The organism is Bacillus sp. FJAT-29814 (assembly GCF_001510715.1).
Classification (GTDB): domain Bacteria; phylum Bacillota; class Bacilli; order Bacillales; family Cytobacillaceae; genus Neobacillus.
Genome location: NZ_LMTJ01000005.1, coordinates 814502 through 826567, shown reverse-complemented (window position 1 = coordinate 826567; position 12066 = coordinate 814502). Strand labels below are relative to the sequence as shown.

Sequence of the window (12066 nt, the reverse complement as noted above, 5' to 3'; positions counted from 1 at the left end):
GTTAAATAAAAAACCTTTCCTCCCAAGTGGGACGAAAGGTAATTTCCCCTGTTGTTACCGTAAGTGTTTATCCCTTCCATATTATATAAAAATCAGCACAAATAAGCAATATTCAACAAATTCTCCTTGCACGACAGTATTTTCTGAAATTTCCTGAAAAATGGCAGGATATCCAAGATTGTCGTCGAATTGGATATAGTAATGTTCGATTCTTGATAGATGAGGAGTGTTGGTAATGGATAAAATCACTTGTATTTCCTATCTTCTGTACCATTCATCGAAGAATCAAGACATCAGAGAAAAAGCAATTAAATTGTTAAACGGCGATCTTTCAATTCGCGATTTAAAAAGAAATGTTTCGGTTCAAGCCCACTTGGTCGTTGCGGAGTCACTATTACGAAAAAATAATCTTGATAAAAATTTGGTCCAACAGTTTGCTGAGGAGTATATGAACGTAGAAGTGTAAAGGCTTCCTGACAAAGGAAGCTTTTTTTTGACAAAATACCCCTCTACATATAATCAAAGTGCCATGTTATAATATTAAAACCTAACATTTCCCAAAAGCGGTGCTTTTTGTTATTTGCAACTTTAGATCAATCAGGACAGCAGTCCTCCCCCTCAAAAATCCAAGGATATTTTTCACTTTCTTTTTTCCAGCTTTTTGAACATACATCTATGCAGTCTCCTTTACGAATCATCTCTTACCACTCATTACAAAAAGAATTTGTCATCAAAATTGGTTAAAGCGAATACTGTGAAATGTTGTGTAATTTTACTCAGAAAGAAAGGTGATCACGTATGGTACAGGTAGAAGTAGCTATTACATTTGAAGGATTAAATTATTTAACAAATGTGATTACAGACAGAAATACATCTGATGAAGAAATTCTTCGGCTTGCCTTTGAACAAGTCCAAAAACAATGGCAAAAATAAAATAAATGAAACTCGCCAATTGGCGAGTTTCATTTATTTTGCCACTTCAAATGTACTGTCTGGTACGTTTAACATTAACGGGCTCAATCCGTCCGTTGCAAACATATATAGTTCGTGCATGGCTCGGGTACATACGGTATAAAACAGCTTGCACTCACTTTCAGTGCGGTATTGCGAGCTGTTATAAAGGATTACTGCATCGAACTCAATTCCCTTGGCAAGATAGGACGGAATCACAAGAATCCCCTTCTCGTAGGAAACAGTCCCCTTCTCGATTAAATGGAGCGAAACCTCGTGCTTCAATGCTTCAAATGCAAGCCTGCTTTCGGCTTCGGTCCGACAAATTACCGCGATTGTGCGATAGCCGCGCTGTTGGAGCTCGTTTATTTTATCGATTATTCGCCCATCCAAGGCATTCCTTTCTGCAAACATCACAGTCGGTTTTGCACCTGAGCGGTTAAACGGCTCAATCACCCCGCCGCCAGGTACCAATTCTTTAGTAAATTTCACAATCTCCTTAGTGGATCGATAGGTTTTTGTCAGAACGAAGGTTTCAACGTCCTTTTCTTCAAAGGTTGATTCGGTTAACACCGTTCCGGCGCCGGTTGCCCCTGAATAAATCGCCTGATTGAAGTCACCGAGCAGTGTCATTTTGCTATATGGAAATAATCTTTGGATGAACGCAAATTGCAGCGGTGTATAATCTTGGGCCTCATCAATAAAAATATGGCGAATCGCGGTATTGGATTTCCGACCTTCGATCAAATCCTGCAGATATACATACGGCGTAGCATCTTCGTAAGGAATCACCATTTCATTTATTTTTTCCTTTGTTTGCCGTGAGATTTTCTCCCATTCAGAAGGCAAGCTACTTTTCAGCTCCCTCGCTGTTTCAAGCAATGTCAAATAGATTTCCGGAATATCAATAAACTTTAAACCCTTGACTGCAGCAAACAATGGCTTAAATCTTTCCTTGACAACCATTTGAGCTAAGAGCTGCTTTTCCCGTTCAAAATCATCAAATGTATTGTCGGAAAAGCGGCTCTTTTGCTGGAGTTTTTTGAAGGCTTCCATATAGTCCTCTTTCTCAAGATATTGTATTTCCTCTTCAACCCAACTCCGCGACCGTTCCCGTTTAACCCATTTCTTCAATTCTTTTAAGAGCCACTCCTGAACAAGCTGAATTCGATTTGGCATCGAAAAGTTTTTATCCAGGGCATAAAAATAATCGTGAATTTCCCGATTGGAAATTAATACATTCCCTCTAAATGTTAAATCCTTAAAGAGTAAACCAGAATTAGATAGGGCGGCAGCGAAGTCATCTATGACTTTTTTAAAATCAAGACTGGCCTTAAAACGGATACCAGCAACTCTTGTATCGTACTCACCATCTCTTGGCGCGCTTAATAAATATTCTATTTGCGCAAATGGGTCCTCAACTTCAAATTCCCGCGCCAATCTGTGATTCAAGTATTCCTGGAATGTGGACTGCCGCATATTTTCCTCTCCGAGTTCAGGGAGTACAGTGGCTACATAGCTGTTGAACAAAGGGTTGGGAGAGAAAAGCATAATATTTTCCGAATTCAATGTACCTCGGTAGCGATATAATAAATAGGCCACCCGTTGCAGCGCCGCGGACGTTTTTCCGCTTCCGGCCACCCCTTGAACAATCAACAGCTTGCTTCGTTCATTGCGAATAATCGCATTCTGCTCGCGCTGGATGGTCGCCACGATACTTTTCATTTGGGTACTTGCATTATTCCCCAACACTTCCTGAAGCATTTCATCCCCAATTGTAACCCCGGTATCGAACATGCCTTTAATCTCTGACGCCCGGATGATAAATTGGCGTTTAAGCTCCATTTCCCCTTTTATCGTTCCTTCAAGTGTTTCATATTGCGCAGGCCCCGGGGAGTAATCATAATAAAGGCTGGAAATGGGAGCACGCCAGTCATAAATCAGAAAATTTTCATCATGCTCATCCATGAAAGAGGCGATCCCAAGGTAGACTTTGTCCGTTGCTTTTTCCCCTTCCTCAAAGAAATCAATTCGACCAAAATAAGGTGAATTTTTTAATTTTTCCAGAGTCTTGAGTTGCTGGTCGTGCTGTCGGTGCGTCCGTTCCCGTTCTGAGAGGAACTCTGCTTGCTGCTTGATGCTTGCATAAGTCTCAATAATGTCATCGGGTTCATCTAAATTGACAGTTACATCCTCCCAGAAGGATTTTCGTATCTCAAGGACATCCGAACCAACCTTTCCGGCATTGCGTGTTAATTTTTCTATTTTCTTTTCAATCTCGGCTACAACCGAATTCACTCGCTCCTGTTCAAATTGCCAGTCCTTGGTTTGCAAATCGCTCATCCAACCACTCCCGAGAAAAATTTTGGCTTTACCTGTTGACAATCGCACCTTAAATATGTTAATGTTATAATAGGGATATTATAATCAGCATCAACAAATTATAGATGGTGCCAACTGTCATTTTATCATGCTCCATCCATAAATTCAAGTTTTTTCTTTTCCAAAAAGTAAACGCCTGCGGGCGTTTTTTTATTGCCTCCCTCCTCCACTACAAGTACATTACATCCCTATAACTGCCCATTGTAGTATTTGAAAAAATAAAAAAATAAATTATTAAAAACGATTGACAACATGCCTGCCAGCATAATATAATTTATCTCGAAGTTAGTTATTTCAAATTCAAGATAAACAAATTCAAACTAATAGGGAGAGATTTTAACATGGCAAAAACAAAATGGGTATTGGATCCGGCACACAGCAGCGTAGATTTTTCTGTTCGTCACATGATGATTGCAAACGTAAAAGGAACATTCAACAACTTTAATGCCGAAATTGAGGCAGATCCTGCTGATTTGACAACAGCAAACATTGCATTTTCTGTTGAAACTGCAAGCGTGGATACACGAAATAAAGATCGTGACGGTCACCTTGTTTCTGCAGACTTCTTTGATGTCGAGAACCATCCTACTATGACTTTCAAATCTACTAGCATCGAAAAAACAGATGAAGGCGAGTACAATGTAACCGGTGATTTAACCCTACGCGGTGTAACTAAGCAAGAAACATTCGCGGTGACTTTCGAAGGTCAAGGAAAAGACCCTTGGGGAAATGAAAAGGCTGGCTTCAGCGCAGCTGGTACTCTAAATCGTTCCGATTATGGCCTAGTTTGGAATGCTGCTCTTGAAACTGGCGGCGTATTGGTTGGCGACAAAGTAAAAGTCAATCTGCAAATCCAAGCGGCCAAAGCTTAATTTCCTTTACAAAATTTAAAACATGCGAAAGAGGGTGTCATCGTTGACACCCTCTTTTCTTTTAGGGCTGAATTACCACTCTCGTTCCATTTGGCACTATGTTAGCAATCTGGAGTACATCCCGGTTGTACATTCGAATACAGCCATGAGAAACGACTTTGCCGATTGAACTAGGTTCGTTCGTCCCATGAATGCCATAGCCTTGCTTCGAGAGAGACAGCCATAATACACCAAAAGGACCACCTGGATTATACTGGCGGTTGACAATAACAAATTCACCGACTGGGGATCTTGAGACTATTTTGCCGACTGCAACCGGGAAAATTTTTACCAGTTTACCATTGTGATAGAGTGACAACCTTCGCTTGCCTACCGATACTTGAATCCCGTATGGAATGGTGTTTGGATCAGGAAGCCCGGGAATTTCGATTTTTTGTCCTACATATAACATATGTCCAATGCCAGGGTTTGCCGCCTGAAGGCGCTGAATACTAACCCGATAATCCATTGAAATTGAATAAAGGGTTTCTCCAGCCCTAACTGCGTGAATCATGGAGGGACCCCTCCTTTTTCATTAGATTATGCCCGGACACGCCAAGCGTTGCCTGTGTTAACCCAATTCAAACAGCGGCGACATGTCCTGTCTGACAAAGTTACTATAAAAATAATCATTACTGGCTGCATCATATATATAATCCTTTTGCCATTCCTCAATGTTTTCAATAATTCCCTTCATCGCTTCTACAAATAAGTGGATTTCTTTATTTGTCATTATGGGATGTACCGAGAAACGGACCCAGCCCGGTTTTGCCGACATATCACCTTGATTAATTTTATCGGTTATTTTTTTGGAGGCAGTTTTATCAATATTAAGTAAATAATGTCCATAGGTCCCGGCACAGGAACACCCTCCTCTGACCTGAATTCCAAATCGATCGTTCAGCAAACGGACGATCAGATTGTAATGGATGTTCTCCACGTAAAAGGAGACAATCCCCAAGCGATCCTTCCTACCCCCTTCCAAAATGTGAACTCCCGGTACCCGTTCCAATTTTGATAGTAGAAGTTCTAGCTGTTCTTTTTCTCGATTCAACATATTTTCGATGCCCATTTTCTCCTTTAGATTTATGCATAAGGCCGTCCGTATCGCTTGAAGTATCCCTGGGGTACCTCCATCCTCCCGGAGTTCAATTTCCTTATAGTACTGATGCCCACCCCAAGGATTGGTCCAAGTAACAGTTCCCCCTCCGGGATGGTCAGGAATTCGATTTTTATACAATCTGGAGTCAAAAATAAGAACGCCGCTCGTACCCGGTCCCCCTAAGAATTTATGAGGAGAAAAAAAGACAGCATCCAGTTTTTCTAACGGGTCTTTTGGATGCATATCAATTTTTACATATGGTGCCGACGCCGCAAAATCAATAAAACACAGACCGCCATGTTGGTGCATGATCTTGGCTAATTGATGATACTGCGTTTGGATTCCAGTCACATTGGAACAGGCTGTAAAGGAACCGATTTTTATCGACCTGTTTTTATATTTTAACAGTAGCTGTTTCAGATGTTTCAAGTCGATTCCGCCATCTTTTGCAGGATTGACGATTACCACTTCCGCGATTGTTTCAAGCCATGATGTTTGATTGGAATGGTGCTCCATGTGCGAAAGAAACACAACAGGTCTTTCTTTTGTAGCTAGTTTAATCCGTTGTTTCCATTGTTCGGGTATCCGTAAGCCAAGGATTCTCTGAAACTTATTCATAACCGAGGTCATCCCAAAGCCATCAAGAATAATTACATCTCGGGGACCTGCATTAACATGGTCCTTGATGATCTTTTTCGATTGGTTATACATTCCGGTCATCATCAAACTGGTAATATTTGATTCGGTATGGGTATTGGCCATATAAGGACCAAATACCTCGGAAATCTTTCGTTCAATTGGGCGGTAGAGCCGGCCGCTGGCAGTCCAATCCGCATAAATAATTACTTTTTTTCCATAAGGTGACTCAAATTCTTGATTGATCCCAATTACCTGGTCACGAAAGTTTTGAAAGTATTTCTCAAGGTTGTCGGGTATTCGGTACGTTTTGTTTCCTAATTTTGCGGTGATCATGTATTGCCACCTCGCTAGTTGTTTCTTTGCTACATAATATATGCCAAATACATTTTTGATGGGAACTGTTAACCTAAACAAAAAAAGAGGCATTCCACATCTAGGCGCCTCATAGTACTTATTTAAAAAATTTAATGCTAAAATCTGCCGATAAAGCTTTTTTCAACTCGTGTAAATCTTCTTTTCCTACATTCCCTTTTTCAGACTTCTCTTGGATTGCGTGAAGAACCTCTTCTCGTTGCTTCAAGTTATTGTCAGCAATATCCTTTATTTTCCCTCCCATAACGGGGACTTCTAATTCTTTGAACTCATCAATAACATCAATAACCTGTTCCATTTTACTTTCCACTTTTTTCTGGTCTTTCGAACTGATTGTATTTTTGTCTTCTAATTCATTTACAAACTCTAATGCTTTGTCAAATTCGTACTGAAGTTCTTCTCCCTTTGCTGAAAGTTTATCTGCTTTTGTGTCAAGCCCGTTGGGTGTAGTTAGTTGTACGGAACATCCTGTCGTGAAAAATGCTATTAACACCGCCATTAATATCATCATTTTATTCATTTTTATCCCATCCTTTAATTTTATTTGTGCTACTCAAGCACCATTTCTAATCTAATTTTTATTCTAGTCAGCAATCGTTTCTTTTTTATTAATCAAATCTTACAAAAACCTTAAGATATTTTCCCATAAAAAACAGCCTAATCCTTATGTCGATTAGGCTGTTTTGTTCAATAAGTTGTACTTCTCGCTGATTCTTTTCGAGTAACTTCATCAATTTTTTGAATAAACATTTGAAAAACCCGTTTTTTCTCCTCAAGATCACGTATGTATTCTTTTAACTGATTGTAATTTTCCTCAAATGGTTTGTGGTACATTTCACGGATTTTTTCAATTATTTCCTCATTGACTGTTGATTGGATTACTTGTTTTGTAATCCCGTATTTATAAGAATAGACTTTTAATTCTTGGGCTATTTCTTCGTATTCTGTTTCTATTTCTTCAAGCACCTGCAAAATATCTTGTTTCCACTCGTCCAATGATTTCTGCAGATAGGATTTGACCAATGTTTCTTCCATGTTTACACCTACCCTATAACCTTATTTATCTATTATAGCGGCAATAGTTTACATGAAAGTTTCGGACAAGTTACAATCCTTTTTCACTCTGAATCCCCCCCGTTTAGCGAGTCCATTCGCTATTTTTCGGAAAAACCACTGTTTTCTCAAGAAATATGTTGTTATTCCATGATTTCAGTCTTGTTTTGAGAGCTTTTGTCAGCCTGCAGGAAAAGTGCATAGGAAGTGGTGAATAAGTAAGGTATAGCGAATTATTTCCGAGATAAATAGAAAGGAATGATTTTTTTTGAAGAGTTATACATTAAAAGAAGCCGCCAAAAAAATAAATATTGCTCCCGGAATAATCCGGCAATGGGAAAAGGATTTAACCGGATTGCTTGAGATACCACGCTCCAAACAAGGGGCAAGAATTTATTCGGATTTGGAAATAAATCAATTATGCGAAATTAAGGAGCTTTATTCCAATAAGGCGAGTAAGGAAATGATACGTGAGTTTTTGCAAAACAAAGTAACTCCCCCCGAATCGACGATTGAAACCCAAAAGGAGGATATAAAAACCTTTGAAGAACCTCCTGTTTCCCAAACGAGTGTTACGGAGGTTTCGCTTGAGATTGTTGACGAACCGATATCACAGGTTTCCACAAACGGCAACACTTTGCCGGGGGCCAGTCAATTTTTTGAAGCAATGGATACGTATAAAATGACCTTTTTACATGAAGTAAAAGAAGAGATCAGATCGGTAGTCAGAAAAGAAGTCATTGATGAGGTCAAAAAGGAAATTTCCAAAGGGGCATTGTTGACCGTAAAATCTCTGTCGGACTCCATCTATAAATCTTCCGCCAATACCAAGGTAGAGCTAGAGGAAATAACCGATACATTAAAACAGGCAACTGTGGACACAAATGACAAATTACGATACCTGGCCAATAATATTAAAAATGTTTCAATTGAAACTGCCGATGAAATTTACTCTCTTACGAAGCAATTAAATGAAAATTCAACTAAACTTACTTCCTATATCGACAACACTAACAACGAAATTAACCAACTGTCAGAGTCAATTATTAAGGAACGTGAATTTTTCATTGAGGAGCGCGAGGAGTATCGGCATGATGTTAGACAAAGAGAGGCGGCATTCCGCGACATGCTTTCTAATTTCCGAGAGGCTGCCGCAACAAAGGATAAGAAATGGTGGAAGTTCTGGAATTAACCTTTGATTATTGTTGATGCCACTTGAGTTCACGGCTATTTTCATTTAGGAGGGGCTATTTATGAATTCAGCTGAAGTAGCAAAATTATTGGGTGTTTCTGTTAGCACCATTCAACGGTGGGTAAAGCAGCTAAATTTGCCGATGGAGCGCAATGAGCGCGGCCATTATTTCTTTAAAAACGAAGATATTCAACTTTTAAAAGAGATACATGAACAGCTGCAAAACGGGGTGTTACTCCAAGATATTGCCCCTATTAAGGAAATAAAGCCTGCTCGAAAAGGGGCTGTAAAACCGTCTAATACTAATATAGAAATGACGGAGCTGCGGGAAAAGCTAAAAGAAATCGAAGTTAGTGTCCATTCCAAGGCAGATTCTGTCGTTTCATACCAATTGCTTCAGCACAGAAGGGAAATTGAAGAGCTTCGGCAAAATATTAAAGACTTATCGAACCTGGTTGAGAAACTACAAACAGAATTAACAAAAATGAAAACCACATCGGAAGAAAAACCTTTTGTTTTAGCAGATGGAAAGGTAAAAAGAAAAAAGAAAAATATTGTAAGCTCGTTTTTTAGTTTTTAATGGCATAGCAAGACCGAACGTGATTAATGCCGTTCGGTCTTAAAAGTTTAATAAAGACACTATGCTTCTTTTGTTTCCCTTTGAAACTCAAACAAATGTCCGACAAAGGAAATTTCCTTAATTGTAACAGCAAGCTCTCCCGTCGGTACTTTCAACGGTATTCGCTCACCGATTTCTTTCAATAATAATTGTCTACCAACAGGTGATAGAAATGAAATAAACCCTCGGTCAGGGTCTGAGTCCTCAGGAAAACAGATGACATAGTCCTCTGTTTCATCATCTTCGTCATAAATGACGGTTACCTTCGTCCCGATAAAAACCTTTGGAATGCTGGCAATGATATTGGATTTACGATTTTGTTTCAGGAACTCTTCAACCTCTAATACGTATAAACTAAAAAAATGCTTTAATCGTTCAGGCAATGGTGTTGATGAAATATAGAGGTTGGTCAATTCTTTAATATTTTCATCAATCATCACTAACTGCTGAATGAAAAATTCCATGTTGGCAGGTTGACTATGGCTCATAGTAGATAGCCCCCATACTTGGATCGAACTTCTTGCAAAACTTCATCTGCTTTTCCATCATAAATTCCTCCTAAATAAAAAAATGAACCTTCCACATACATAGAAATGCCCTTTTCACTGCCCGCAATGGAGTCAGTAAAAAGGACCTATGCTCGCAAGGAAACCCCGCCCCTGACGATTGGAAGATCTTAGTATAATATTACCATATACCAACAAAAAAGTCCTTTAGTCGTTATAGTTCTTTTCCTCACTAAACATAAGCTTTTATTTATTTTTTCTTTATCAATTTACTACATTCATTTATTTTAATATGATTAAAAAATTGACTATGCAACATGTCTGTTGATTTGCGCTCCAGGCACTTCGCTTTCCGCGGGCGTGCCTGGGAGCCTCCTCGGCGCAAGCGCCTGTGGGGTCTCCCACTGCCCCGTACTCCCGCAGGAGTCTGCGTGCCTTCCGCACAAATCAACAGGTGTTATTAATTGGACGAGCAACTCAACTAAAAATTAATAAAAACAAGTGATGAAATATTGTTTAAGTCAAAAGATCTAGACAAACTAAAAATGAATTTGTGTTCAATATAAATTAGTTCCGGACGATTACCTTTCTTTCTTTAAAAAGATAATTATGTAGACTTCTTGAAAAGGCACTTCCTATTATAGCGATGATAATGGCGTCCATCTGATTCCTTTATTCTTAGGTCCAACGGTTTGATTTTAACGTTGAAACTGTTGCTCTAGATTGGGGCTATCTTAGTAATCCTATTTGGAATGGACTTTCTGATTGTAATTTATTTGGAGGTATAGTCCAAAGAAGATTCTGGCTTTGCTGCTGCCGGTTACGGGGAATAAACAAAGTCAGTAAGCAGGTTCTTCTAACCGCATCTTGCCAGAATGTGAAAAATATTACGACACACTTATTCAGACTGGAAAAGGTATGTTGCAATTCTTAGATTGATTAACTCCTGTTGATTGGAGTGGAAGGCGGCGAAGACTCCTGCGGGAGTACGGTACAGGTGAGACCCCGCAGACGCTGAAAGCGCCGAGGAGGCTCACCGAACCGCCCGCGGAAAGCGAAGCCGCCTGGAACGGAAATCAACAGACAGGGTTAATGTATCCAAACCAAAAAAAGACTATCGATTAAAACCCGAAATCCTTCGGATTTGTCGACAGTCCGAGGCCATTCATCAGGAATGGCCTTTTACGTAAGTTTATTTATTTCCCGCTGTTGCCGTTGAGTGAAAGCTTTGGTTCGACAAGCGGCCTGGTGAATTTTTTTACCAAATAGCTACCTAATAGCAGACAAACGATAAAAGAAAAGCCAAACAGAAGCAGATAGCTTCCTGTTACGGATGTGAAGCTTTCTTTGGGAATAATGGATTGGACCGGTTTGATGATAAAACCGTGGAATAGATAGATATACAGTGTCCTCTCACCGATCTCTGTAAAACTGAACTGAATTGAGGGGATTAAAGTCAGGAAACCAAACACCACAATCGCAGTAATGATATATAGCATACCACGATAAAAACCAGCCTCCACTCCTTCATTCCCCATGGCAGCGTACGAACTGTCACCCAAGAGCCAAGGAACTGTATTTTGCGATATACTGGTCCCAAATAAACATATTGCGCCAATCAAAATCGTTATACCGACTGCCCGGGAATATTTCCCTCCTAACAGCCCCTTTAATTGGGGTCCACTTATCAAATACCCGGCAAAAAAGTAAGGAAAAAAGACAGCCGTTCGCGATAAACTTAAAAAACTGCCAAGCTGGTCAATATAGCCGGCTCCTATTCCAATCATGATTGCGACCGGCAATCCCAGCCATTTCAGTTTGGCAAATGGGATGAGCAAAAGATTCCAGAAAAACATGCTTAATAGAAACCAAAGAGACCAGTGTGGTTGAAGAAAATCAACTTGAAAGGATGCTTCCTTGCCGGTAGCATAATAAAATACAGAATAAATCAACTGGAAAATGAAATAAGGGAGTATTAATTTTGTGATTAATTTCCGATAATATCCTTTGTTCTGATAGCCCTTCGAAAAATAACCGGATATAAAAATAAACGCCGGCATGTGGAAAAGATAAATAATGCTGTAAATATTATAAAGTACGCCATCATGTTCCTTTAATGGACTAATTACATGGCCGAAAACAACAAGGATGATCAAAACGAATTTGGCATTATCGAAATACTTGCTTCGCTTTGATGTGACTGCCATATTTTCACCTCTTATCAGAAATGCAAAATACTTTGTTTAAAATACCTTTTTTATCATTTTACCTCAGCATTATTACAGGAGTATGTTGAAGAAATTACTTTTCTTTGCACAAAAGTTACAATATTAAAATAA

The 12066-nt window shown here is 39.4% G+C and carries 12 protein-coding genes; 5 read left to right on the top strand and 7 right to left on the bottom strand.

Features of this window, described 5'->3' with window-relative positions; all coding sequences use genetic code 11:
• Positions 1-235: 235 nt before the first annotated feature.
• Positions 236-466 carry a hypothetical protein gene (locus AR334_RS16545; protein WP_066313645.1) on the top strand — a complete coding sequence of 77 codons (231 nt, stop codon included), beginning with the start codon at positions 236-238 and terminating at the stop codon, positions 464-466.
• A 332-nt stretch (positions 467-798) separates the two neighbouring features.
• Positions 799-933 carry a BA3454 family stress response protein gene (locus AR334_RS16540; RefSeq protein ID WP_066313643.1) on the top strand — a complete coding sequence of 45 codons (135 nt, stop codon included), beginning with the start codon at positions 799-801 and terminating at the stop codon, positions 931-933.
• A 33-nt stretch (positions 934-966) separates the two neighbouring features.
• On the opposite strand, the gene helD is transcribed toward AR334_RS16540, so the two are convergent.
• Positions 967-3294 carry an RNA polymerase recycling motor HelD gene (gene helD / locus AR334_RS16535; protein WP_066313638.1) on the bottom strand — a complete coding sequence of 776 codons (2328 nt, stop codon included), beginning with the start codon at positions 3292-3294 and terminating at the stop codon, positions 967-969.
• Between the two features lie 380 nt (positions 3295-3674).
• Here helD and AR334_RS16530 point away from each other — a divergent pair, with 380 nt between their 5' ends.
• Positions 3675-4205 carry a YceI family protein gene (locus tag AR334_RS16530; RefSeq protein ID WP_066313632.1) on the top strand — a complete coding sequence of 177 codons (531 nt, stop codon included), beginning with the start codon at positions 3675-3677 and terminating at the stop codon, positions 4203-4205.
• A 61-nt stretch (positions 4206-4266) separates the two neighbouring features.
• Here AR334_RS16530 and AR334_RS16525 read toward each other — a convergent pair whose 3' ends face one another.
• From AR334_RS16525 to AR334_RS16510, 4 genes are all read right to left on the bottom strand, one after another.
• Positions 4267-4758, bottom strand: coding sequence for a L,D-transpeptidase family protein (locus AR334_RS16525; RefSeq protein ID WP_066313630.1), 492 nt, complete (start codon positions 4756-4758; stop codon positions 4267-4269).
• A 57-nt stretch (positions 4759-4815) separates the two neighbouring features.
• Positions 4816-6318: an aminotransferase class V-fold PLP-dependent enzyme gene (locus AR334_RS16520; protein WP_066313628.1), complete on the bottom strand. Its 1503-nt coding sequence runs from the start codon at positions 6316-6318 to the stop codon at positions 4816-4818.
• Between the two features lie 118 nt (positions 6319-6436).
• Positions 6437-6877 carry a hypothetical protein gene (locus AR334_RS16515; protein ID WP_066313626.1) on the bottom strand — a complete coding sequence of 147 codons (441 nt, stop codon included), beginning with the start codon at positions 6875-6877 and terminating at the stop codon, positions 6437-6439.
• Between the two features lie 167 nt (positions 6878-7044).
• Positions 7045-7392: a hypothetical protein gene (locus AR334_RS16510; RefSeq protein ID WP_066313625.1), complete on the bottom strand. Its 348-nt coding sequence runs from the start codon at positions 7390-7392 to the stop codon at positions 7045-7047.
• Positions 7393-7678: 286 nt separating this feature from the next.
• Here AR334_RS16510 and AR334_RS16505 point away from each other — a divergent pair, with 286 nt between their 5' ends.
• Positions 7679-8602 carry a MerR family transcriptional regulator gene (locus AR334_RS16505; protein WP_066313624.1) on the top strand — a complete coding sequence of 308 codons (924 nt, stop codon included), beginning with the start codon at positions 7679-7681 and terminating at the stop codon, positions 8600-8602.
• A gap of 61 nt (positions 8603-8663) precedes the next feature.
• Positions 8664-9182 carry a MerR family transcriptional regulator gene (locus AR334_RS16500; RefSeq protein ID WP_066313622.1) on the top strand — a complete coding sequence of 173 codons (519 nt, stop codon included), beginning with the start codon at positions 8664-8666 and terminating at the stop codon, positions 9180-9182.
• A 59-nt stretch (positions 9183-9241) separates the two neighbouring features.
• On the opposite strand, the gene AR334_RS16495 is transcribed toward AR334_RS16500, so the two are convergent.
• On the bottom strand, positions 9242-9709 hold the full coding sequence (locus AR334_RS16495; protein WP_066313617.1) for a GreA/GreB family elongation factor: 468 nt from the start codon (positions 9707-9709) through the stop codon (positions 9242-9244).
• Between the two features lie 1214 nt (positions 9710-10923).
• A complete protein-coding gene (locus AR334_RS16490) occupies positions 10924-11934 on the bottom strand; it encodes an acyltransferase family protein (protein WP_066313614.1) in 1011 nt (336 codons plus the stop codon).
• Positions 11935-12066 lie beyond the last annotated feature (132 nt).